Here is a 23,702-nt window from a genome sequence, read left to right on the forward strand (position 1 = left end):
ACGGGGCATAGGCAGCCTAAGCTTCCTAAGTGAGGAAGGTGGTGGTGAGCTCTTAGGGAGCTTAGAACACTTTATTAACACCCACCATCTAACACCTATCGCTTTCCACTTGTTCAAACCTCCCCCCTAACTTAGGGGGCTTTGCTACTCTCTCGTGTGCGACATGGCTTTCGTAGATTATTTCCGCCCGAAGTCGGCGGGCACTTCCCCCCATTTCTTGGTTTCCCATTTGATGATAGGGGTCTGCACCTGATGGGTGCAGAGCCACTGTTCGGCACGGGCGATGATTTGGAAGAGCGGTTCGGTCTTGTCGTTGTGTTCCAGTTTGGTCTTGCATTGCCTCTTGGCCACCCACAAGGAGGCGTTCACGCTGTCGGAATAGATCACCTTGTCTTTGATGCCCCGCTTCTCCATGAGTGCAAGGGCGTGGACGATGGCGAGAAATTCTCCGATGTTATTGGTGCCATACACAGGGCCGAAATGGAACACCTGCGTCCCCGTTTGCAGGTCGATGGCCTGATATTCCATCGGCCCCGGATTGCCCGAGCAGGCTGCGTCTACCGCCCAAGCGGCCGAAGTGACTTCTTGCGGCAGGGGCAGCACGGTGTCGTGGCGCCACGACGGCGGGTTGACGAGTGTAGTTTTCTTAGCCATTGGTTTTCGTTTGACAGAATAACAGGAAGGCCGGTGTGCCTCCCTGTGTATTTTAAGACAGAGTAACAAAATAACATATAGGGCTTCCAACCATGCTCCTCAGTCGTATCTCTTTTTAGAAAGACAGAGTAACAGAATAACAAATCGGGCATGACACCTACTCATGTAAGACCTTCATCCCCTCCATTATCCATTCCATAGTCCGCGAGGCCCTCCCCTCCTTCGGAGGGGTCGGGGGAGGCCCCTACATCCTCTCCGGCACTTCGATGCCCAGAAGTGCCATAGCACTCTTGACAATCTTGGCTACATTCTGCGCCAGCACCAACCGGGTGAGTTTCTCGTCGTCGTGCTCGGCATTGAGGATGCTGTAGTCGTGGTAGAACTGGTTGAACTCCTTCACCAGTTCGTAGCAGTAGTTGGCTATGCCACTCGGACTGTAGTCCACGCCTGCCTGCGCCACGGCAGCCCCGAAATCGTTCATCTTCTGGATGAGATTGATTTCCTTTTCATTCAGCGGAGCATCTTCGGGAAGAGCCGACGGAATGGTTATGCCGTCGGCAGCCGCCTTGCGCATGATGGAGCGGATGCGGGCGTAGGTGTATTGGATGAACGGACCGGTGTTGCCATTGAAGTCGATGGATTCCTCGGGATTGAAAAGCATGTTCTTGCGGGCATCCACTTTCAGGATGAAATATTTGAGTGCGCCGAGACCCACGATGCGGGCTATCTCGCGCTTCTCGTCCTCGGTCATGTCGGTGAACTTGCCCAGTTCGTCCGAGGTGCGGCGGGCATTCTCTATCATGGCAGCTATCAGCTCGTCGGCATCCACCACGGTTCCCTCACGGCTTTTCATCTTGCCGTTGGGCAGTTCCACCATGCCGTAGGAGAAATGCACCAGTTCCTTGCCCCACTTGAAGCCCAACCGGTCGAGCAACAGCGAGAGCACTTGGAAGTGGTAGTTCTGTTCGTTGCCCACCACATAGATCATCTTGTCGATGGGGAAATCCTTGAAGCGCATGTCGGCCGTGCCGATATCCTGCGTCATGTAGACCGACGTGCCGTCGGCCCGCAGCAGCAGCTTCTGGTCGAGTCCGTCCTCGGTGAGGTCGGCCCACACACTGTTGTCGTCCTTGCGGAAGAAGAGTCCCTTGGCCAATCCCTCTTCCACCTTCTTCTTGCCTTCAAGATAGGTGTCAGATTCGTAGTAGATCTTGTCGAATCCCACGCCCAGTGCCTTGTAGGTCTCGTCGAAACCGGCATACACCCAGTTGTTCATTTTCTCCCAGAGGGCACGCACCTCCGGGTCGCCCTGCTCCCATTTCACGAGCATCTCGTGGGCTTCCTTGATGAGCGGAGCCTCGGCCTTGGCCTTCTCTTCGGCCTTTTCCTCGTCAAGACCGTCGGCGATATATTGTGCTTTGAGTGCTTTGACTTCTTCACGATAGTGCTTGTCGAAAGCCACGTAGTAGTCGCCGATGAGATGGTCGCCCTTCTTGCCGCTCGACTCGGGCGTCTCGCCGTTGCCCCATTTGAGCCATGCCAGCATCGACTTGCAGATGTGTATGCCCCGGTCGTTGACGATGTTGGTCTTGACTACCTTGTTGCCGTTGGCCTCCATGATTTGGGCGAGCGACCATCCGAGCAGGTTGTTGCGCACGTGGCCCAAGTGGAGTGGCTTGTTGGTGTTGGGCGAGGAGTATTCGATCATCACCAGCGAGCTGTCCTCGGTGGCGGTTTTCCGGCCAAACCGGTCGTCGGCATGAATGTCGTTGAGCAGTTCCACCCATGCGGCGGGCGCGATGACGAGGTTGAGGAATCCCCCCACCACGTTGAATGAGGCCACGGCCTTGCAGTGCTCTGTCAAGTAGCGGCCTATTTCCTGCGCGGTGTCTTCGGGTTTCTTTTTCGACATTTTGAGGAATGGGAATACCACGAGGGTCAGGTTGCCCTCGAAATTGCTCTTGGTCTTTTGCAGGGCCACCATCTTTTCGGGCACATCCTGTCCGTAGAGTTCCTTCACCGCGCCGATGACGGCACTTGCTATCGCGTTTTCAATCTTCATTGCTTGTTCTTACCGGTAATTGTTGTCATTTGAAATTGTGCGTGCAAAGTTAGCAATTTTAATTCACAAAACGCCTTTCCTCTCTCACATTTTGCTACTTGCGGAGGTAAAAGGGGGAGCCGGTAGGCATGGATGGAAGAGCCTAACCGATCATCTGGCGTTTGCCGAAGATGAATCGGGAGAGCCGAAGACGGTCGAGCAGAATGCCGATGAGAAGACTGCCGGTCACGGCAAACGCCAGAGACACAAGGAGAAAAAGCATCCCTGACGGGTCGAGACCGACCAACTGCGGCTGGTAACTCTTGGCTAAAATGGTGAAAATGGGGGAGAAAAGGAAAATCAGAAGCGTGTGCCGGCCGATGAAGTTGGCACCACGGGAAATGCGCCCTTTTCCACACTTCACCAGAAACTTGTAGACAACGGGGAGCGTGCAGAGGGCGCAGTAGACGGCAATGGCGCTGACGGCAGTCTTGTCAGCCGTTTCGGAGAATGAAAGGCTGGCAATGGCAAATGGAAGAAAAAGCCAGGGGGAAGGAAGAAAAAAGGAGGAGAAAGCGGTCTCGCGCTTTCTCAGAAATGCGCCCAACAGGAAATACAGGGCGTTGGAGAAGACCACCAAATGGCATTGGGACAACGCATAAAGGAGCACACCCGCGAGGACGAAAAGGGCCGTAAGGCCGATGCGTGGCCATCGGGACAGAGCGAAATAGACCGTGCTGCACAATATCAGCGTGTGCAGATACCAATAAGGGCCTATCGGATGCAGAAGGAGCAGGTCGGCGAAAGTGCCCGGAGTGAGGTTGTCTATGTGCTCACGGATGGGGAGGAAGGAGGCCATCAGGATGTAGCCGCTTTCCATGAGGAGATAGGGGACGGCCAACCAAAACATGGATTTGCCGAAGGCACGGGGCGGTTTGTGCTGATTGAAAAGGTAGCCGGAAAGCACAAGGAAGCACGGCATGTGGAACGTGTAGACGAAACTTTTGGCGAGTGGGTAGGTGTTTCCGATATACACTAAGTGGAAAGTGACCATGAGAAGAATCAAGACGCACTTGATGAAATCTATCTCCTCTATTCTCTTGTTGTTCATGACATGACGGATTGTGGTGGCAAGGCAGTTTGCCGGTTGTTGGTGGCCATTGGTTGTTGTTTGCCTTTTGTGCGGACAAAGTTAGCCTTTTTTATCCACAAAACGCCTATTCTCCATCACATTTTGCCGTTCCTGACTCCAAAGCACCCTGCTTTTTGATGTAGTCGAACTCGTCGAAATGGGTGAAACCGAGTGCTTCGAGACGGCGACGGCTGCGGTCTACATCGGCCTGTGTGTTGTAGTCGGGGATGTGCGGCAGCCGGATGAGGACTTTCTCTGCCGCTCCCTGTGCTGCGAGCCATGCAAGATTGGCCATGACGGGGGCGTTGTCGCGGGCCGTATAGTTGCGGTAGATGTCGGGATGGGTGTCCTTGATGTCTACAAAGTATTGGTCGATGTGGGGGAAGACGGTCTCCAGACGATGGCGGGGCGCATTGAGGGAGGTCTCGAGGGTGATGTGCCATGCAGCCGGTTTCCGACGGCAGAAATCGGCGATGAAGTCGCCGCGCAGCAACGGTTCGCCCCCGCCGAAAGTGATGCCTCCTCCCGTGGCTTGGAAATAGAGATCGTCGACGGCTACTTCGGCGAGCAGGTCCTCCACCGTCACGTCACGCCAGAAGTAGTCGGGTTGCAGGCATTGCGGATTGAGGCAATACCTGCAACGGAGCGGACAATCGTGAAAGGCCACGAGCGTGGTCACGCCCACGCCGTCGGTGGCGATCCGGTGGCGCTCTATGCCGATGAGGGGAATGGGAGTCGTCATTGCAGGCGGAAAGTGACGGGAACGTTATATCTTGTCCTCACGAGGATGCCGTTTTGCTTGCCCGGCACCCATTTGGGCATGGCTTTCACCACCCGCTCGGCTTCCCGGTCAAAGGCAGGGTCGACGGAGCGCACGGTCTTTACATCGGTGATGCTGCCGTCTTTCTCCACTACAAAACTCACGATGACGCGCCCTTGCACGCAGGCTTCGGTCGGTGGGTACTGCACGTGGTCTTTCAGATATTCCATAAGTGCTTGGGGGCCGCCGGGAAAACTCGGCATTTCTTCGACAATCCCGAAGATGCGGTCGTCTTCGGAAACCGCCGAAGAGTCGGGAAGCGGGAATGGAGGAGCGGCTATCTCTCCTACGATTTGAAGTGGTTGGCAGGCCTCTGCCGGTTGTTTGTCCTTTCGCTTGCCGTCTTTCTTGGTCGAACGGGGTGTCGGGGGGGCGAACTTGGTGGATGACTTTACACGCTTCACGGGGAGGGAATAGCCGTCTTTCAACAATACAACTCCCGTGTAGGAGCCATCTTTCCTCACTTCTGCCTTTTTGATTGGCCGTACTTTCCCCAATTCCATTTTTTCTATGGTATCTGAATCAGTCGCTATCGCCTGCGATTTTCCGCTTCCGCAGGCCGTCAGACTTGCCATGCCGGCCGACAGGCCTACGAGCATCACGGCTTTTCCGGCCATGCGGCGGAGTTGGAGTTGGCGTTGAATGTAGGCCAGTTCGTTTTCGCAGGCCGGGCAGGTGCCGAGACATTCGCCCCCGAAGTGGCATTCGCGGGTGGAGTAGGGAATGTTGTTGGCATCCGCAATCTTCTGGCGGATGGCCTTCAAAACGTTGCAAATAGTTTTTCCACGTGTCATAAGCGTAATCTTGATTGGTGATGGTGCAAAGGTAGGAAACTTATCTTTTTGATGCAATACCACCTTGGCTGTTGACACGTTTGTGGGTGTAAAGAGTACTGATATTCAGCACTTTATGTTTTTAGTGGTATATGGGTTGACACAAGTGGATCTCAGTTGCGTTCCACCGGCCGGCCATTATAATAGGTGTGTACGCCGTCAGTGGCGTAGCCTCCGCTCTTGTAAACGAAGTGGTTGCCACCCCACGCGTCGCTGATGAGGCGGCCATTATAGTAGGCGTGGTTCTTGTCACGGCTGTAGCCCCCACCAAGCGTTTCGTAAGTGGAGGCATCTGCACCCTTGATGGTTCTCGGATCGATAGAATCGGTTGTTTTTCCGGTTTTCGATTTTGTGGCAGAAAAGGCCTTTGGTGAAGCTCCGAGCCGGTCGGCAAGGAAGCGGGCTGCCATACCGGCCACCTCTGCCTCGTGTCTGGAAAAACCGTGGTCCATGTCGGGCATCAGTCGGAATTCACTTCCTTTGATGACATAGTGGAAACGCTGTCCGTAGGTATAAGGCACCGTGCGGTCGCTTTCACCGTGGATGACAAGCGTAGGTCCGGTATAGTGCATGGCCGTCTCGTAGATGGGCAGACCGATTGCGGTGCGGATGTAGTTGCCTCCGAGTTTCCGTCCTCCCCACAGTTCGATGGTCTCCGGCGGATTCTTCGGATCGTAGATTTTACCGAATGTGTTGCCACGTAGGGCATCGTCGCGCAGCACACCGGCCGGGGCCAACAGCACGAGAGCGTCTATGCGCCCGTTGCCGAGTTCACCGCCGGTCATGGCTGCAACCACACCACCTTGCGAATGACCGGCCAAAGCAATGCGGTTGACGTAATCCAAGTGCTCCACATATTCTAAAACGTGTTTCGTGTCGACTATCTCGTTGGGCACGGTCATCTGCTCGAAGAGTCCGTCACTGCGTCCATGTCCGTTGAAGTCGAAGCGGATGGAGCCCACACCCTGCCTCTCCAGACTGTCGGCCAGTGTCCGAAGTAGCAGTTCGTCTTTATTGCCGGTGAAGCCATGGCAGATAATCACCATCGGAATCTTGTGCCCGGGTTGCGTCTCGGGGGTCTGTATCACTGCATCTAAGCGGCCGTGGTCACCGTAGATCATCACTTTCTCCTGTCGTGCTTGGGCCACAAGCCCCAGTATCATCAGGGCGGCTAATGTCATAGCGTGTAGTCTTTTCATCCTCGTTGAAGTTTGGTTAATCTGTCCGCAAAGTTACTAAAAACTTTCGTCCGGTGGTGTGGTGTCTCATCTTTTTTCTACCTTTGCATCAGGTAGACTGTCCCCGGCAATAGAAAAGCGGATATTCTGTATCCTTGCAGGCCCGGTCTTTACAGGAACATTTATGGATGCCCAACGCAAGATAATACATGTAGACATGGATGCCTTCTTTGCTTCGGTGGAGCAGAGAGACCATCCCGAACTGCGCGGAAAGCCCATTGCCGTGGGCCACGACGGTGCGCGCGGTGTGGTGTCTACGGCCAGTTATGAGGCCCGGAGATTTGGCGTGCATTCGGCCCAACCCATGGTGACGGCCAAGCGGCGTTGTCCGGAGCTTATCGTGGTGGATGGAAATTATCGGAAATATAAAGAGGTGTCGGGGCAGATACATGCCATCTTCCGCGATTATACCGACCTCATCGAACCGCTTTCCATTGATGAGGCTTTTCTTGACGTCACGGTCAACAAACGGGGCATGGACATGGCGGTGGATGTAGCCCTCGAAATCAAGCGGCGCATTCGCAATGAGTTGCAGCTCACGGCTTCGGCCGGCGTGTCTTACAACAAGTTTCTGGCCAAGATAGCTTCCGACATGAGGAAGCCCGACGGCCTTTGCACCATTCACCCCGATAAGGCCTTGGACTTCGTGGCTGCTCTTCCGATAGAGAAGTTTTGGGGCGTCGGGCCAAAGACGGCGGAGCGGATGCACAGGATGGGCATCTTCCATGGGGCCGATTTGCGGGTCTGTTCGCTTCACCATCTCACCGAGGTGTTTGGCAAGGCCGGCCCGGTGTTCTACGATTTTGCCCGTGGCATCGATCACCGACCGGTCATCACGGAGCGCATCCGCAAGTCGGTGGGTTGCGAACACACCTTTCTTGAAGATCTCTCGGGACGCTCGGCGGTCATCATCGAACTTTACCACACGGTGTTGGAACTGGTTGAGCGGGTGGCGAAAGACCAGTTTGAGGGGCACACGCTCACTCTCAAAGTGAAATACAACGACTTTACGCAAATCACGCGGAGCATCACTGTGGGTCGCATCCTTCAGTCGAAAGACGACATTCTGCCCTTGGCCAAACAACTGCTCCGACAAGTAGACTACAGCCCCCGGCATCCCATCCGTCTCCTCGGCCTTTCGGTGTCCAATCCCCGGGGTGGGGGCGATGACACGACGGGCCGGCCGGAGTGGATAGAATTGGAATTAGAGTTTCTGGAGGACGACTGAACGGAGAAAGTATTCGTGTACCCTCGTGTCATCGTTGAGTTCGGGGTGGAAAGCCGTGACAAGTTGTCTGTCCTGCCGGGCTGCCACGATATGTCCGTCTACTTCGGCAAGCACTTCAACCCCGTCGTCTACCTTTTTTATATAAGGAGCGCGGATGAAGGTCATGGGGATCTCGCCGACAATGCCCTTAAAGGGTGCTTTGATGTGGAAACTGCCCAACTGCCGACCGTAGGCATTGCGGCACACGAGGGCGTCCATCGTCGCAATGCGTTCCGACTGCTCCCCCTCCACTTCTTTGGAGAGCAGTATCAGGCCGGCACAAGTGCCGAAAACAGGCAACCCCTCGGTGATGGCCTGCCGGATAGGTGTAAGCAGTCGGAGGTCGCGCAGCAGCTTGCGCATGGTTGTTGACTCCCCTCCGGGAATGACGAGACCGTCTTTCGCCTTGTCCCAATCGCTCAGTTGGCGAATCTCAAAGACTTCTGCCCCCAGTCGTCGAAGCATATTCTCATGCTCGATGAATGCACCCTGCAAAGCCAGTACGGCTATGCGGGGCGCATTGTTTTCTGTCATGCCGTTGTCGGGAGAAGTCTGTTTATGTTCTGTAACAATCATTGTAAGGGTAAAGAGATAAAAATGTAAAAAGGTAAAGCAGGTGTAAAGAGGGGTGAAAACATGGAAAGGTAAAGGGCTCCGGATGGGTGTTCATGAGTATGTTCCTTCTTTTGTGATGATACACCCTTCGGGGGGCAGGCATAAAGTACTGCCCCTACAGCAGAACAAAGTTCTCATTAACACCCACCACCTAACACCTATCACCTATCACCTATCACCTTCTTCCTTTCCTACTTCCCCCTTTCGGCCATGAGCAGCTGTATCTCCTGCTCGTTGATGCCCACCATCGCCTCGCCGAGATCCTCACTCAGTTCAGCCAGCTTCTTCGGGTCGTTATAGTTGGTTACAGCCTGTACGATGGCGGCAGCCCGCTTGGCAGGGTCTCCGCTCTTGAAGATACCCGAACCCACGAACACACCCTCGGCACCGAGTTGCATCATCAGGGCGGCATCGGCCGGTGTGGCTACACCTCCGGCAGCGAAGTTCACCACCGGCAACTTACCATTTTCATGCACGAACTTCACCAAGTCGTAGGGCACCTGCAACTGCTTGGCTACCTCGAACAATTCGTCTTCGGCCGTAGCCACCACGCGGCGTATCTCGCTCTGCATCTGTCGAATATGGCTCACAGCCTGTACCACGTCACCCGTTCCGGGTTCGCCTTTCGTGCGAATCATCGTTGCTCCCTCGGCTATGCGGCGCAGGGCCTCACCCAGATTGCGTGCTCCACACACGAAAGGCACGTCGAAACGTGTCTTGTCGATATGGTAGACGTCATCGGCCGGTGAAAGCACCTCGCTTTCGTCGATGTAGTCTATCTCGATGGCTTGCAGGATCTGTGCTTCGGCAATGTGTCCGATGCGGCATTTGGCCATCACGGGGATAGACACGGCAGCCTGTATGCCCTTGATCATCTTCGGATCACTCATGCGCGACACGCCACCTGCCGCACGGATGTCTGCCGGAATGCGTTCCAAAGCCATCACGGCACAGGCTCCGGCAGCTTCGGCTATCTTGGCCTGCTCGGGGGTTGTCACGTCCATAATCACGCCACCTTTCAGCATCTGGGCCAGGTTGCGGTTGAGTTCTTGTCTGTTGTTCATTGTTGCTTATTTTGTTTGTCTTTTATCTTTAATTCCTGATTTCTCACTTCTCACTTCTCACTCCTCCTCCATTCACTCGGCGACCGTCCTTTCATCTTCTTGAAAAACTTGCTCAAATGCGCCTGCGACGAGAATCCGAGCGTGTAGGCTATCTCCTGCACCGTCTTGTCTGTGGTCTTGAGCTGCCGGCCTATTTCCTCGGAGAGGTATTCGTCGATAATCTGTTTGGGCGTCTGACCGCTGATGCGTTTGGTCACCTGCGCCAGATAGCGGGCACTCACGTTCAGGCAGTCGGCGAAGAAATGCACATCGCTGTTGGTGTGGTAGTGGCGGGCCACCTTGTCAAGGAAATCGTTGTAGAGTTCGCTGCTTCGTCCGGCAAGATTGTCAGCCCTCATCACCTGTTGGCCCACAAATGTGCGGGCCTTGTCGATGGCTTCCTCCTTTGTGCATCCCTGACAGAGAAAAACGGCTATGGCCGATGCCAGCGAGTTGTTTTGTCCGTGGAGTAGCGACTTTTCGTCGTCGAGGAGCAGCACCTCCTCGCAGCCGTAGGCTTTCAGTTGCTCTATGGCAAGGTGGGCGTCGTCGGCGTTGCATATTTCGCGGTGCGTGATGGCCGCGGCGTCTTGCTTCTTCACCACCACCACCGAACAGAGTGGCAACAGCCGGTTTTTCACCTGCGCTATCACGTCCTCATCCATCAGCGTGTCGCCTCGGCTCGAACTCACCACCGGGTCGTAGACCATATACTGCGGGTGATATTTCCCCAGCACGTCGGCAATGGCTCCCAATACGGCCACATTTCTGATCATGCCTATCTTCACCACCTGCGGTTCCACATCGTTGACGATGGCCTCAATCTGTGCGCCCACCACCTGTGCCGGCAAGTCGAATATCTGCTGTATGCCGAGCGTGTTCTGTATGGTGATGGAGGTGATGGCCGACACGGCCCGTCCGCCCAAAGCCGTCATCGTCTTGATGTCGGCCTGCACCCCGGATTCTCCTGTACCGTCAGAACCCGTGATGGTCAGTATGGGTTGATTGCACTTTGTTACCATTTCGGTTGCAAAGAAACACTTTTTTTCCGAGATGATGAAATTATGTTCGCTTTTCGACAAATAAAACGAGCGTTTGTATAAAAAACATCCTTTACAGTGCTCCTTGACTTGAAGCTTTGAAAGAGCGATAGAAGAAAACAAAGGGTAGCAACATACATATCATCGAAAGGGCTCTCAGAGCGTTTACAGCCATTGTGCTGTGTGGTAGCACGAATCCGCTTTGCTTCAAAATACCTATGATGGTGGAGACCAGTAATACGTAGCCTGCTACTCTTATTCTGCCTTCGTGTTTTCGGATGAGTAGGACCGACAGCCAGACGATTCCTGCAAAACTAATCGTGCTGCAAACTATTGATAGCAATACACTTATATCGTTCAGAGAAAAAAGGTTTGTTGTCGATGCGATTCCCTTAGAAACATTATTCCAAGACAGTTCAATGAGATATCCTTCCACTACGCTTATCGTCTTTGCCACGATGATAGCGACACATGCCCATTGGGCACTACTTCTTAATTTTCGTAGCTGCTTCCTGATTTCATGATAGAAGTAGCACTCTGAAATCAAAATAACGGCGACGAGCAGGTCATGCCATAATGCCGATTTGAGCAAAGGATAAACAGGCATCAGCAGAACATGGTCAGTACCTTTATTTAAAAGGATGTTTTGCAGGAATTGGAAATAGAATGTCACTGCAATAATAAGTATCAAGCTGATTCCCATCCACTTTCGCGTGTTGCTTGTAACAAGAAACTGATTCATAGGTATATCTTAATATTCTACATTCAAACACTTTGTGCCCGTAGGCTATTCTTCCTCAAAATCGGTCGAATCTACTTTTGTCCTGGAAACGATTCTCGCCAGTGCCAATTATTCAGCCAAAGATACTAACTTGTATTTTTCCGCAATTTCCTGTCATGCTGTCATTTTCTCTTGCAATGCAAAGATAATCAGTGTCTTACGGATGATAGGAAATCGGGGAAATGACAGCAGATTGCTGTCACTGCATGGCCGGTTTGCTGTCATTGCCGTTCTCCCTCTTCAGCTTTCGGTAGAGGCCCCAGAAGGCGGGGATGAGGAAAAGGTCGGCCATGAGCCAGGCCACCGGGTCGCCGAAACACACGCCGAGGAAGCCGAAAGCCGGCACGAGCCACAGGCTCACTCCGCAGCGGGCTATCATCTCCATCACGCCCGAGAGCATTGAGAGATTGCTGTAGCCGAGGCCCTGTATGCTGTAACGGAGAATCACCAGAATGCCGAGGGCGGGATAGAAGTAGTTGTTGAGCCGCATGAACATGGCCGCATTGCTGACCACCTCCTGCTCGCCCGACTTGACGAAAAGCATCATCATTTCGTCGGCAAAAGGATAGATGATGAGCACGGTGAGCACGAAGTAGACCAGCATGATTTTCATGGCCGAGCGCACCCCCACCGAGACGCGCGGCAGCGCATGGGCCCCGATGTTCTGTCCGCAGTAGGTGGCCATGGCCACGCCGATGTTTTCGAGCACGCAGGTGAAGAGATACTTGATGCGGAGCGAAGCCGTGAAGGCGGCCACATAGACGGTGCCCAGCGCGTTGTTGGCACTCTGGAGCATGATGATGCCGATGCCGGTAATGGAAAATTGCAGGCCCATGGGCACCCCGTTGTTGAGCAGGATGCTGATGCGTTTGTTGTCGTAACGCCGTTCGGAGCCTTTGGGGATGAGGATGTCGAGATGCCGGCGGATGTAGGTGTGGCAGAGCACCACCGAGAAGGCCTGTGAGAGTAGGGTGGCTATGCCGGCCCCCTCCACGCCCATGCCCATGATGAGGATGAGGAGCACGTCGAGCAGGATGTTGACCGCCGATGAGGCGATGAGGAAATAGAACGGCTGCTTGGAGTTGCCGAGGGCCCGGATTTGTCCTGAGAGCAGGTTGTAGCCGATGGTGAAGGGGATGGCGAGAAACTGGAGCAACAGAAACACGTAGGCATCGTGGAAGATGTCGGCCGGCGTGTTGACAAGCCGGAGAATGTGTTTGCAGAACAGGCAGGAGAGCAGCGTGATGACGATGGCGAAGACCACGGCTATGCGGATGGCGTTGCTCACGTAGGTGCGCATCTTGGAATAGTCTCTTGCCCCGAAGGCCTGGGCCACGGGGATGGCAAAGCCGGCGCACGAACCGTTGCAGAAGCCCATGATGAGGAACATGATCGACGAACTGGCTCCCACGGCGGCCAGTGCTCCCACGCCTATCCACCGCCCCACGATGGCGGCGTCGATGATGAGATACATCTGCTGGAGGATGTAGCCGAGTATCAGCGGGAGCGAAAACTTCAATATGTCTCGGGTGGGCGAACCCACGGTCATGTCGTTGGTGTTGGGCATCTTTAAAAGGTAAAAGGGTTAAGAAAAGGAGAGGGAGAGGATGGAACGGAGATGGGGGATAATCGCGGGGAGAGTCGTGCGAAGGCCTTGCACCGGCTGTGCAGAAGCCTTGCGCCGATGGTGCAACAGTCGGGCGCGGGGCGTTCGGCAGCTTTGCACCATGCCCGCGGCAGGCAGTCGATGGGGCTATTTCTGCTCCCCGGTGCGCCCGAGCGGGCCTGCCATGTTTGTCAGCGCAGCTTCCTTGCGTATCTCTTCCATCTTTCTGCGGCGGTCGAGGGAGTATTCGCTGCCGTGGGTTTCCACGTAGTCGAACAGGCCGTAGGCCTTGTCGAGCAGCACCTGGCGCAGCGGATTCTGCTTGTAGGAGCCCTCGGCGTAGAGCAGTTCGGCCAACATGCCGAGCCGGTCGAGCCGCTCGTCGAGGCTCCATTGGTCGTCGGCATAAGTCAAAGTTTCTTCCAACGAGAGGTGGCGCAGCACTCCGCGGTCGCCCACATACTGCCGGTAGAGGTCTTCCATCTCTTTGTCGCGCTGTTCCTCGCCCTCGTTTTTCTCCAGAAAGCGGGCCACTGCGGCCATAAACTCCTGAAGGATTCTCAGGAAATAGTCTCTTTGTAACATGGTGTTTATTCGTTTTTTATCTTTTCTATATATTCCCACAGTTTCTTGTAGAACGGGTGCCGGCCCAGCGTGGAGACATCGCCGAGGATGATGAGCTTCATCCTTGCGCGGGTGATGGCCACGTTCATGCGCCGCAGGTCGCGCAGAAATCCGATTTGCCCCTCGTCATTGGAGCGCACGAGCGAGATGAGGATGATGTCGCGCTCCTGCCCCTGAAAGCCGTCGACGGTGTTCACTGTGATGCACTGCCGGTAGGGTTTGAAAAACTCCCGCTTGCGGATGAGCTGCCGCAGATACTGCACCTGCGCCCTGTAGGGCGAGATGATGCCCACGTCGATGCGCTCGTCGAGTATGCGCTGCTTGCCTATCTTGGTGAAATACTCTTCGAGCGTGCCCAGCGTGAGTTCGGCCTCGCCCTTGTTGATGCGGCCGAAGGAGGAGGAAACGAAGGATTCGCCGGCAGCCTCACCCTCTTCCCCCGAAGAGGGTGAGGGGGTGAGGCTGTTCGTCTTCCACTCCATCGGATGGTCGTAATCCAATATTCCCCGATGCCTGATTTGCGGAGCACTCACCACTTCGCCGTGATAGAACCAGTCGCTCGAGAAGCGCATGATCTGTTCGTTCATGCGATACTGCACCTTCAGCAGCGTCACCACCTCGGGCTTGTTCTCCACGATGCGCTCCATGAGTGTCTTGCCCAAACCGGCACGCAGGGCCGCAATACTCTTCACCGTGGGTGGCAACTGGCAGTGATCGCCCGCCAACACCACGCGCGAAGCCTTGCGAATGGGAATCCAACAGGCCGCTTCGAGCGCCTGGGCCGCCTCGTCGATGAAGAGTGTGGCATACTTCTGCCCGTCCAACAGGCGATGGGCAGAGCCCACGAGCGTGGAAGCGATGACGCGTGCCTCACCGAAAAGTTCGCTGTTGATGCGTATTTCGATCTCTGCTGCTCTCGATTTCAACCGCTCCAACTTCTGATGGTAGTCTCCCGAGCCACGCCGGCGTCGGCTGCGGAGTTCGCGTATGGTCTTGCGTATGGCCCACAGTTGCGGATAGTCGGGATGGCTCTCGAAGCGCCTCTCGTAGGTGAAAGAGAGCATCTTGTCGTTCACACGCGACGGATTGCCTATGCGCAGCACGTTGATGCCGCGGTCGGTGAGCTTTTCGCAAATCCAGTCTACGGCCATGTTGCTCTGCGCGCACACCATCACCTGACTCTCACGCATCAGCGTCTCGTTGATGGCCTCCACGAGCGTGGTGGTCTTTCCCGTGCCCGGAGGCCCGTGTACAATGGCCACGTCCTTGGCCCGCATCACCTCGTTGACGGCCTGCTCCTGTGTGGGATTGAGCCACGGGAAGCGCGTTGGGGCGAAAGTGAAACGGGCGGCCTTCTGCGATGAGTAGAAGAGGTCGCGCAGATAGGCCAGCCGATTGTTCTTGGCATGGATGACGCGGTCGAGCGCGTCGAACATCGTCTTGTAGCTCGTCTCGTCGAAAGAGAGCTGCACCCCGAGTTCTTCGCCCACTGCCTGCAAGTCTGCCAGCGGGGCCGAGTCGGGCACGGCGACCACCATGCGGTCGCCGTCCACGTAAGACACCGTGCCCGTGAAGTTGAAATAATGCAGCTTGTCGTCACCTTTTGCCGAGCGGAAGAACATCACCGGACGGCCGAACTCAAAGTTGTGTTCGATGTCCTGGTCCTGCAAGCGGAACACTTCGAGCGTCAGTTGGTTGAGCGAGTTGTAGAAACTCTTGCCCACACGCAGCGGAAACCACGCGTCGCCACGCTTCACTTTCCGCGCCATGCCCATGCTTTCGGTCTGCTTGCGGAAGGTCTCCTTCTCGGTGTAATACTCCAGCTGGAGCAAGGTCCGCTGTCGTTGTAGTGCCTGTATCGGTGATTCCATGATGCAAAGTTAGCCAAAAATCCCCGATAAGGCCGCCTCTGCACCATAACTTTTGCGTGTTCCCTCGATTTAACAGAGTTTAACCGCCGGCGGGGCACAAATGTTACCTGCCCGTTGCGCCCGTCATTTGTAACTTTGCAACGGAAACAGGAGAAAGGGCCGCGAGGCCTATTGCACATTATATAAAAACATGATGAAGACATGGATACATCAAGATTGAATTTTCAAGATTGGCCGTTGGATTTGCTGGTTGACTACGCTTTGAAGGTACACCATCGCACTATCCGCCGCGAAGGGCCTGCAACATTGGCTTTGGTCGAGAAGGTGGTCGGTGAAAACGAAGTGATGCCCGAGGTGAGAGAACTCTTTGCCGGGTCGCTTGAAGCTCTCGAAAGCCATCTGATGAAGGAAGAGAACGTGCTCTTCCCTTTTCTCTACGAACTCTACAAGGCTGACGATGACGGCCTGAAAATCGAACAGATGCACTGTGGGACTATCGGCAACCCCATCCGTGTGATGATGATGGAACATGGCGACGAACTTGCCCGCCACGAGCGCATCGCTGCTCTCACCAACCACTACACCGCCCCTGCCGATGCCTCTGCCGACTATCGTACGCTCTTGGCCCGTCTCGAAGAGTTTATGGAAGCCTTGAAAGAGCATATCCATGTGGAGAATGATATCATCTTCCCGGGATTCTTGGAGGTGGAGCAGCGTGTGGTGACACACGGCTTCCGGTTCTGATAAACCTGAAACGGGGATAAGTTTGATGTAGCCCGACCTCAGATCGTTACAGTTCAGCCTCCAAAAGTCAAGTAACTCGTTTGCTCGCCTACTTGTCACCCCGCCATCTCCCCTTCCCATTGTAAAGATACGACAAATCTGTCGGACAGTAAAATGTTTTTGCGATGGTTCCACCTGCAATTTTACACGCATCCGATGGCTTTCTCCGGAAAAAGCCGTAACTTCGCGACATGGAAGAAACGATCAGGCTCACCGGCGTGGACATAGGCTATCGCGATCGGCGGGAGACGAAGACGGTGGCTCGCGGGCTGTCGGCTGTGTTGCAAAGCGGCGAAATGACGTGCCTCTTGGGGGCCAACGGGGTGGGCAAATCCACGCTGTTGCGCACCCTCTCTGCCTTTCAGCCCCCCCTTGCCGGTGAGGTGGCACTGTTTGGAAAGTCACTCGCGCGTTATAGTCAAAAGGAGTTGGCCAAGACTATCGGGGTGGTGCTCACCGTCAAACCCGATGTGCAAAACATGACTGCGCATGAACTTGTGGGCATCGGCCGTTCGCCCTACACGGGTTTCTGGGGCACCCTCTCGCCCGCCGATGAAGCCGTCGTGGCCGACGCTTTGGCAATGGTGGGCATCAGCCGGTTGGGCGAAAGGACGATTCACACCCTCTCCGACGGCGAGCGACAAAAGGTGATGATAGCCAAGGCATTGGCCCAGCAGACCCCTGTCATCTTTTTGGACGAGCCCACGGCCTTTCTCGACTTCCCGAGCAAGGTGGAGATGATGCAGCTGTTGCGCCGTTTGGCCCACGAGATGGACAAGACGGTGTTTCTCTCCACCCACGATTTGGAGCTGGCCCTGCAGCTCGCCGACCGCCTCTGGCTCATGGAACCCGACAACCGTTTGAGCATCGGCACTCCCGCTGAACTGGCTGCCGCAGGAGCCTTGAGCCGCTACGTGGAGCGCAAGGGCATCGTGCTTGACAGAGCCTCGCTCACCATCCATGTCGGGAGGCGCGAGGCTGAGGGCTCCTCTGTGGTGTAAAACTATTTGTTCGTTTTCGGCCTCTCTGTTTGCGATATTTGTGCCGAACGCCCCATTCGTTGCAAATACGCGAGTTTTGGCGATACTTTTAAAATGCTGGAAATCAGATGTTTGAATTTTCTTGACGCGTGACGGAGGCCGGAAATGGCCTTGAAACGGCCCAAACGGGCTTGCAAAAGGGGCACCGTTGCACGGCAGTTGAGCCCCTTTTGGCTTTCAACTGTGGCTCTTTTGCAAATTCGGAGAGCCCGAAAGAGAATGTCGGTGAACTTTCCGGGTGATTTAAAACCGGTTTTCCGTTCTGATTGGAGAATTTTGGTGGAGGTGTTTTTGTTGATATTCTTCGTAGTTACAAAAGTATCTTTAAGCTATAAATGCAAAGAGGATGTGTCGTGAAACACATCCTCTTTATTGATGGTCGGGATGAGGCGACTCGAACGCCCGACCCCTACGTCCCGAACGTAGTGCGCTACCAACTGCGCTACATCCCGATTGCAAAATCGGTCATGAGACCGTTTGCGGGTGCAAAGATACGGTAAAAAACTGAATTACGTGCAAGTTTTGTGAGAAAAATGGGAGGAGATGAATAAAATGCAGTGGAAAATTTGCCGGAATGATTAAAATGTCCTATCTTTGCACCCGCAAAAGCAAACGAGGGTACCTTAGCTCAGGTGGTAGAGCAATGGACTGAAAATCCATGTGTCCTTGGTTCAACTCCAAGAGGTACCACAGCAGAACGGAGGCCGGAACTCAGCAATGAGATTCCGGCCTCCGTTCGTTATATGGGCCCGACTAAAACTGTTCGGTTGGCAGACTGATCTTTATATGGCTTTCAGAGCAGTTCGGGCAACTGCGAGAGGTGGATACCGTTGCTGCCTTTTATCAGTATGTAATAGTTCTCGGGGCGATGGGCCGCGATGGCCGCTTTCACTTCATCCACGTTCTTGAACTTGCGGAAGGCAGTGTGGGTTTTGCCAAACTCCTCGCCCACGAGCCACACTTCCTTGATTCCGGCGGCCGCGAGGGCATCGACAGTCTTCTGGTGTTCTTCGTCGCTCACGGCCCCCAGTTCGAGCATGTCGCCAAGGATGGCCATTTTCCGCTCGGCTTTCATCAGTTTGAAATTGTCGATGGCGGCCGCCATGCTCGACGGATTGGCATTGTAGGCGTCTACTATCAGCCGGTTGTGCTCCGTCGTTTCGAGTTGCGAGCGGTTGTTGCTTGGGATGTAATGGCCCAACGCGTGGTTGATTTGCGCGGGCGAAACACCGAAGTGCAGGCCCACGGCGATGGCTGCGAGCATATTGTCGAGATTGTAGGCCCCGATGAGATGCGTCTCCACCTCGTAGGCATTGGCAGGTATTTGACCGGCATGGAGATGCTGTCGCCATCGGAAGTTGAGAAATGGAGAGCAGTCGATGACCTCTCCTTCCACGTTGCCCCCTTCGTCCCGGCCGTAGCTGATGATGCGTCCGAAGTTGCGTTGGGCTGCCATCTCCATGAGGTCAGGATTGCTCTCGTTGAGAAAGAGCAGTCCGTCGTGGCTCTCCAGAAAGTCGTAGAGCTCACCTTTGGTGCGCTTCACCCCCTCAAAACTTCCGAATCCTTGCAAGTGGGCACGCCCCACATTGGTGATGAGGCCGCACGTAGGCTCCACATAGTCGACCAGCGCCTTGATGTCTCCCGGGTGGCTGGCCCCCATTTCCACGACCGCAATCTCGTGTTCCGGGCGCAGGGAGAAGAGCGTTTTGGGCACTCCCACATCGTTGTTGAAATTGCCCCGGGTGTACATCACGTTGTATTTCTCTCCCAGCACGGCCGCGATGAGCTCCTTGGTGGTGGTCTTGCCGTTGGTGCCCGTGATGCCGATGACGGGGATGTCGAACCGGCGGCGGTGCTCGCGGGCCAGTTCTTTGAAAGTGGTGAGCACGTTGTCGACGAGTATCAGTCTCCCGTTGCCCTCTTCGGCAAACTCCCGTTCGTCGATCACGGCGTAGGCGCATCCTTTCTCCAAGGCCGCCTTGGCAAATCGGTTGCCGTCGAATGATTCCCCTTTCAGGGCAAAGAAGATGCTGCCCTCGGGACAGTCGCGGGAGTCGGTGGTGATGAGCGGATGCTGTTGGTAAAGCTTATAAAGTTCGGATAGTTCCATGATGGTTAAAACATTTTAATGCAAAGTTACTGTAATTTTCGTGAAATGGGAATGAAATCTCGAATAATATTCCTATTTTTGCAGTTATATGACACAGCCAATCGATTACACCATCAACGTGCGCGGAAAGCTCGTCGACCTGAGCAGGCCGCAGGTGATGGGCATCCTCAATGTCACTCCCGACAGTTTCTATTCCGGAAGCAGGAAACAGACGGAGCGGGAGATAGCCGACAGAGCCAACGAGATAATCGCCCAAGGAGGAACGATGATTGACATCGGAGCCTTCTCCACACGGCCCGGGGCGCAGGAAGTGAGTGAGGATGAAGAGGCGCACCGGCTACAATGGGCTCTTGGCATCGTGCGCCGAGAGCAGCCCGATGCCGTCGTTTCGGTCGACACCTACCGGCCGGCTGTGGCCCGGAAGTGCATTGCGGAGTGGGGGGCAGACATCATCAATGATGTGTCGGAGGGCGGCATCACGGGCATTGTGGACACGCCCATCCACGAAACGGAGCGTATGTTCGACGTGGTGGAGGAACTCAAATGTCCCTACATCCTCATGTCGGTGAAGTCCTCGCTCCACGACATGCTCATCGCTTTTGCCGACGAGGTGCAGCAACTGCGCGACCGGGGAGTGAAAGACATTATTCTCGACCCGGGATTCGGCTTCGGGAAGACGCTGGAGGAGAACTACCGGCTGATGCGGGAGATGGAAAAACTGCATGTACTGGGGCTTCCGCTGCTTGTGGGTGTGTCCCGGAAGTCTATGATATTCAAACTTTTGGGCGGCACTCCGGCAAGTGCGCTCAACGGAACGACCGTCCTTCACGCCCTTTCGCTGGCCAAAGGAGCTTCTATCCTGCGTGTCCATGACGTGAAAGAGGCCGTCGAGGCGGTGAAGATAGTGGAAATGTTGAATGCTTAAACCATGACCTATGCCTTTTGAATTTGGTCTAAAAGACATCATAGACATCATCTCCGTGGCGATGATGTTGTACTACATCTACCGGCTGATGAGGGAGAGCCGTTCGCTCAACGTGTTCATCGGCATCATGCTTTTCATCCTGATATGGCTATTCGTGAGTCAGGTGTTGGAGATGAGGCTGCTCGGTTCCATTCTCGACAAACTGGTCAGCGTGGGTGTCATTGCCCTCATCGTCATCTTTCAGGAAGACATACGCAAGTTTCTCTACGAACTCGGTACGCAGAAGGGGATGCGCAGGCTGGTGAATTTCTTCAAGTCTAATAAGGTGAAAGAGAAAGAGGTGGATCGCGAGACCATCATTCCCATAGTGATGGCCTGCATGAGCATGAGTAAAAAGTATGTTGGGGCCCTGATTGTCATTGAGCGCGGAGTTCCCCTTAATGACATTGTGGACACGGGAGACCTCATTGACGCGCGCATCAACCAGCGGCTCATCGAAAACATTTTCTTCAAAAACTCACCCCTGCACGACGGGGCCATGATCATCTCTAACCGGCGCATAAAGGCTGCCGGCTGCATTCTGCCCGTGAGCCACAACCTCGGCATTCCCAAGGAATTGGGGCTCCGCCACCGCGCTGCCATGGGCATCTCGCAGAATTCCGATGCTATCGCCGTGGTGGTTTCGGAAGAGACGGGGCGCATCTCCGTGGCCATCAAGGGCGAATTTCACCTGCGCCTTTCAGCGGAGCAGCTCGAGAGCATTCTCACCGCAGAGATGGCGTAGAACGCTTGCAGCCGACTTGCCAAACGGGAAGAATCTTCGCAATATCGTCGGATTTATGTTTTTTTATCTGTTTGCTCACGTTTATATCGATTAAAAAACGTACTTTTGTAATCTGTAAGTGGCAAAATGTATAGAATTTCAATCAACATATATTAAAAAGATTAAACAAACTATGAGCTTATTAGATCAGATCGTAGCACGCGCCAAATCGAACAAACAGCGCATTGTGCTCCCCGAAGCAGAGGAGGAGCGCACCTTGAAAGCCGCCGACAAGGTATTAGCCGACGACATAGCAGAACTCATCCTCATCGGTAATCCCGCCAACATCAAGACACTGGCAGCCGGATGGGGACTGAAAAACATCGACAAAGCTACCATCATCGACCCGCTCAACAATCCCAAGGCTGAAGAGTATGCCCTCAAATTGGCCGAACTCCGCCAGAAAAAGGGCATGACTATTGAGAAGGCTCGTGAACTTGTGACCAAGAACAATCTTTATCTCGGCTGCATGATCATCAAGACCGACGGAGCCGACGGACAGATTTCGGGTGCCTTGAGCACCACAGGCGACACGCTTCGGCCGGCTCTGCAAATCATCAAGTGTGCTCCGGGCATCACTTGTGTGAGTGGGGCCATGCTCATTATCAGCAAGCAGGAGCAGTATGGCGAGAACGGTGTGGTGGTGATGGGTGACGTGGCCGTAACCCCGGTGCCTGATGCCGACCAGTTGGCACAGATAGCCTATTGCACCGCCCAGACCTCCAAGAGCATCGCCGGCTTTGCCGAGCCGCGCGTGGCCATGCTGAGTTTCTCCACGTGGGGCAGTGCCTCCCATGAGGTGGTGGACAAAGTGGTGGAGGCCACCAAGCTGGCGCAGGAGCGCTATCCAGACCTGCATGTCGACGGCGAGTTGCAGGCCGATGCGGCCCTCGTGCCCTCTGTCGGTGCCAAGAAGGCTCCCGGCAGCCCCATTGCCGGCAAGGCCAATGTGCTTGTTGTGCCCAATCTTGAGGTGGGCAACATCGGCTACAAGCTCGTGCAGCGTCTCGGCGGTGCCATGGCCGTAGGCCCCATCCTTCAAGGTATCGCCCGTCCGGTGAACGATCTTTCCCGCGGCTGCTCTGTCGATGACATCTACTATATGGTGGCTATCACCGCTTGTCAGGCGCAGGATGCCAAATAACGGAAAACCTTTGAAATCAATCAAACTAACACGATATGAAGATTTTAGTCCTGAACTGCGGCAGTAGTTCTATCAAGTACAAGCTCTACAACATGGACGATGAGTCTGTGCTGGCCCAGGGAGGCGTGGAGCGCATCGGCATCGACAACGCTTTTATCAAGGTGACGCTGCCAAGTGGCGAGAAAAAAGTGATCATGCACGACATGCCCGACCACAAGGAAGGTGTGAACTTTGTCTTCAAGACCTTGCTTGATCCTGAGATCGGGGCCATCAAGAGTCTGGAGGAAATCGACGCTGTGGGCCATCGCGTGGTGCAGGGCGGTGACAAGTTCAACCAGAGTGTCATCGTCGACAAGAGCGTGGAAGACGGTATTGAAGAACTGTGCGACCTCGCTCCCGTCCACAATGCCGGCCACTTGAAAGGCTTGCGTGCCGTGGATGCCCTCATGCCCGGCACTCCGCAGGTGTGCGTGTTCGACAATGCCTTCCACAGCACGATGCCCGACTACGCCTATCTCTATGCCGTGCCCTACGAGCTCTACGAGAAATACCACGTGCGCCGTTACGGTTTCCACGGCACCAGCCACCGCTACGTTTCCAAGCGCGTGTGCGAGATACTGGGCTTGGATGTCAACGACTCGAAGATTATCACCTGTCACATCGGCAACGGGGCCTCTGTTGCAGCCGTACTCAACGGCAAGGTGCTCGACACCTCTATGGGCCTCACCCCGCTGGCCGGCCTGATGATGGGCAGCCGTTCGGGAGACATTGACGCTTCGGCCGTGACCTACATCATGGACAAGCTCGGCATGAAGCCGCAGGAGACTGCCGACTATCTGAACAAGCAGAGTGGTGTGCTCGGCATCACGGGCATCTCCAGCGACATGCGCGATGTGGAGAATGCCGCCAACGAGGGCAACGAGCGTGCCATTTTGGCTTTGAAAATGTATTCCTACCGTATCAAGAAGTACATCGGTGCCTACGCTGCCGCCATGGGCGGAGTGGATGCCGTCGTCTTCACGGCCGGTGTGGGTGAGAACCAGACGGGTATGCGATTCGATGCCTGCGAGAATCTCGACTTCCTCGGCATCAAGATTGACAAGGAGAAGAATGACAAGATACGAGGCAAGGAAGCCGTCATATCCACGCCCGACAGCCGGGTGAAGGTGGTGGTGGTGCCCACCGACGAGGAGATTGTCATTGCCCGCGACACCAAGGAACTCGTTTCCAAGTAAACATGGTTAATATA

General features: G+C 54.8%; 20 protein-coding genes, 2 tRNA genes and 1 pseudogene. 8 read left to right on the top strand and 15 right to left on the bottom strand.

The genetic code is table 11. The annotated features are described in order from the left end of the window. Window positions 1–177: 177 nt before the first annotated feature. The 6 genes from HMPREF6485_RS03930 to HMPREF6485_RS03955 all read right to left on the bottom strand — a co-directional run bounded on the left by HMPREF6485_RS03930 (window position 178) and on the right by HMPREF6485_RS03955 (window position 6,679). Complete coding sequence (locus HMPREF6485_RS03930) at window positions 178–654, bottom strand: RNase H family protein (RefSeq protein WP_004344825.1); 477 nt, start codon at window positions 652–654, stop codon at window positions 178–180. Between the two features lie 244 nt (window positions 655–898). After that, window positions 899–2,716 carry an arginine--tRNA ligase gene (argS, locus tag HMPREF6485_RS03935; protein WP_004344826.1) on the bottom strand — a complete coding sequence of 606 codons (1,818 nt, stop codon included), beginning with the start codon at window positions 2,714–2,716 and terminating at the stop codon, window positions 899–901. A 142-nt stretch (window positions 2,717–2,858) separates the two neighbouring features. Then, window positions 2,859–3,806 carry an acyltransferase family protein gene (locus HMPREF6485_RS03940; RefSeq protein WP_004344827.1) on the bottom strand — a complete coding sequence of 316 codons (948 nt, stop codon included), beginning with the start codon at window positions 3,804–3,806 and terminating at the stop codon, window positions 2,859–2,861. A gap of 106 nt (window positions 3,807–3,912) precedes the next feature. Then, a complete protein-coding gene (locus tag HMPREF6485_RS03945) occupies window positions 3,913–4,569 on the bottom strand; it encodes a radical SAM protein (protein ID WP_004344828.1) in 657 nt (218 codons plus the stop codon). Next, window positions 4,566–5,441, bottom strand: coding sequence for an energy transducer TonB (locus HMPREF6485_RS03950; protein WP_004344829.1), 876 nt, complete (start codon window positions 5,439–5,441; stop codon window positions 4,566–4,568). The genes HMPREF6485_RS03945 and HMPREF6485_RS03950 overlap by 4 nt, the downstream gene beginning before the upstream one ends. A gap of 152 nt (window positions 5,442–5,593) precedes the next feature. Then, on the bottom strand, window positions 5,594–6,679 hold the full coding sequence (locus tag HMPREF6485_RS03955) for an alpha/beta fold hydrolase (RefSeq protein ID WP_004344830.1): 1,086 nt from the start codon (window positions 6,677–6,679) through the stop codon (window positions 5,594–5,596). Window positions 6,680–6,842: 163 nt separating this feature from the next. Here HMPREF6485_RS03955 and dinB point away from each other — a divergent pair, with 163 nt between their 5' ends. Further along, on the top strand, window positions 6,843–7,946 hold the full coding sequence (dinB, locus tag HMPREF6485_RS03960; RefSeq protein WP_004344832.1) for a DNA polymerase IV: 1,104 nt from the start codon (window positions 6,843–6,845) through the stop codon (window positions 7,944–7,946). Here dinB and pdxT read toward each other — a convergent pair. The 7 genes from pdxT to HMPREF6485_RS03995 all read right to left on the bottom strand — a co-directional run bounded on the left by pdxT (window position 7,923) and on the right by HMPREF6485_RS03995 (window position 15,625). After that, entirely contained in the window at window positions 7,923–8,519 is a 597-nt protein-coding gene (pdxT, locus tag HMPREF6485_RS03965; RefSeq protein WP_044126246.1) for a pyridoxal 5'-phosphate synthase glutaminase subunit PdxT, read from the bottom strand. The two genes, dinB and pdxT, sit on opposite strands and share 24 nt — an antisense overlap. Before the next feature lie 272 nt (window positions 8,520–8,791). Further along, window positions 8,792–9,664, bottom strand: coding sequence for a pyridoxal 5'-phosphate synthase lyase subunit PdxS (pdxS, locus tag HMPREF6485_RS03970; RefSeq protein ID WP_004344836.1), 873 nt, complete (start codon window positions 9,662–9,664; stop codon window positions 8,792–8,794). A 50-nt stretch (window positions 9,665–9,714) separates the two neighbouring features. Further along, window positions 9,715–10,725, bottom strand: a complete 1,011-nt coding sequence (locus HMPREF6485_RS03975) for a bifunctional hydroxymethylpyrimidine kinase/phosphomethylpyrimidine kinase (RefSeq protein WP_004342959.1) — start codon at window positions 10,723–10,725, stop codon at window positions 9,715–9,717. 91 nt (window positions 10,726–10,816) lie between these two features. Beyond that, complete coding sequence (locus HMPREF6485_RS03980; RefSeq protein ID WP_004342958.1) at window positions 10,817–11,485, bottom strand: hypothetical protein; 669 nt, start codon at window positions 11,483–11,485, stop codon at window positions 10,817–10,819. A gap of 238 nt (window positions 11,486–11,723) precedes the next feature. After that, complete coding sequence (locus HMPREF6485_RS03985) at window positions 11,724–13,091, bottom strand: MATE family efflux transporter (protein WP_004344841.1); 1,368 nt, start codon at window positions 13,089–13,091, stop codon at window positions 11,724–11,726. 186 nt (window positions 13,092–13,277) lie between these two features. After that, window positions 13,278–13,715, bottom strand: a complete 438-nt coding sequence (locus HMPREF6485_RS03990) for a hypothetical protein (protein ID WP_004344842.1) — start codon at window positions 13,713–13,715, stop codon at window positions 13,278–13,280. Window positions 13,716–13,720: 5 nt separating this feature from the next. Continuing rightward, on the bottom strand, window positions 13,721–15,625 hold the full coding sequence (locus HMPREF6485_RS03995; RefSeq protein ID WP_004344846.1) for an AAA domain-containing protein: 1,905 nt from the start codon (window positions 15,623–15,625) through the stop codon (window positions 13,721–13,723). 201 nt (window positions 15,626–15,826) lie between these two features. On the opposite strand from HMPREF6485_RS03995, the gene HMPREF6485_RS04000 reads away from it, so the two are divergent. Together HMPREF6485_RS04000 and HMPREF6485_RS04005 are read left to right on the top strand one after the other, a co-directional pair. Beyond that, a complete protein-coding gene (locus tag HMPREF6485_RS04000) occupies window positions 15,827–16,369 on the top strand; it encodes a hemerythrin domain-containing protein (protein WP_004344847.1) in 543 nt (180 codons plus the stop codon). Window positions 16,370–16,599: 230 nt separating this feature from the next. After that, window positions 16,600–17,352, top strand: a pseudogene (locus HMPREF6485_RS04005) (ABC transporter ATP-binding protein); the annotation flags it as partial. Window positions 17,353–17,824: 472 nt separating this feature from the next. On the opposite strand, the gene HMPREF6485_RS04010 reads toward HMPREF6485_RS04005, so the two are convergent. Then, window positions 17,825–17,900, bottom strand: a tRNA-Pro gene (locus HMPREF6485_RS04010). Window positions 17,901–18,065: 165 nt separating this feature from the next. On the opposite strand from HMPREF6485_RS04010, the gene HMPREF6485_RS04015 reads away from it, so the two are divergent. Then, window positions 18,066–18,138: transfer RNA gene (locus tag HMPREF6485_RS04015), tRNA-Phe, on the top strand. Window positions 18,139–18,241: 103 nt separating this feature from the next. Here HMPREF6485_RS04015 and HMPREF6485_RS04020 read toward each other — a convergent pair. Next, window positions 18,242–19,561, bottom strand: coding sequence for a UDP-N-acetylmuramoyl-tripeptide--D-alanyl-D-alanine ligase (locus HMPREF6485_RS04020; RefSeq protein ID WP_004344853.1), 1,320 nt, complete (start codon window positions 19,559–19,561; stop codon window positions 18,242–18,244). A gap of 88 nt (window positions 19,562–19,649) precedes the next feature. On the opposite strand from HMPREF6485_RS04020, the gene folP reads away from it, so the two are divergent. The 4 genes from folP (at window position 19,650) to HMPREF6485_RS04040 (ending at window position 23,688) form a co-directional block, all read left to right on the top strand. Further along, the gene (folP, locus tag HMPREF6485_RS04025) at window positions 19,650–20,486 is read left to right on the top strand and encodes a dihydropteroate synthase (protein ID WP_004344854.1); all 837 of its coding nucleotides are present in this window, start codon (window positions 19,650–19,652) and stop codon (window positions 20,484–20,486) included. Between the two features lie 10 nt (window positions 20,487–20,496). Continuing rightward, the gene (cdaA, locus tag HMPREF6485_RS04030; protein ID WP_004342943.1) at window positions 20,497–21,270 is read left to right on the top strand and encodes a diadenylate cyclase CdaA; all 774 of its coding nucleotides are present in this window, start codon (window positions 20,497–20,499) and stop codon (window positions 21,268–21,270) included. A 172-nt stretch (window positions 21,271–21,442) separates the two neighbouring features. Continuing rightward, entirely contained in the window at window positions 21,443–22,453 is a 1,011-nt protein-coding gene (gene pta, locus HMPREF6485_RS04035; RefSeq protein WP_004342942.1) for a phosphate acetyltransferase, read from the top strand. A gap of 35 nt (window positions 22,454–22,488) precedes the next feature. Next, window positions 22,489–23,688: an acetate kinase gene (locus tag HMPREF6485_RS04040; protein ID WP_004344855.1), complete on the top strand. Its 1,200-nt coding sequence runs from the start codon at window positions 22,489–22,491 to the stop codon at window positions 23,686–23,688. The last annotated feature ends 14 nt before the right edge of the window (window positions 23,689–23,702 follow it).

Source organism: Segatella buccae ATCC 33574 (assembly GCF_000184945.1).
Taxonomy (GTDB): domain Bacteria; phylum Bacteroidota; class Bacteroidia; order Bacteroidales; family Bacteroidaceae; genus Prevotella; species Prevotella buccae.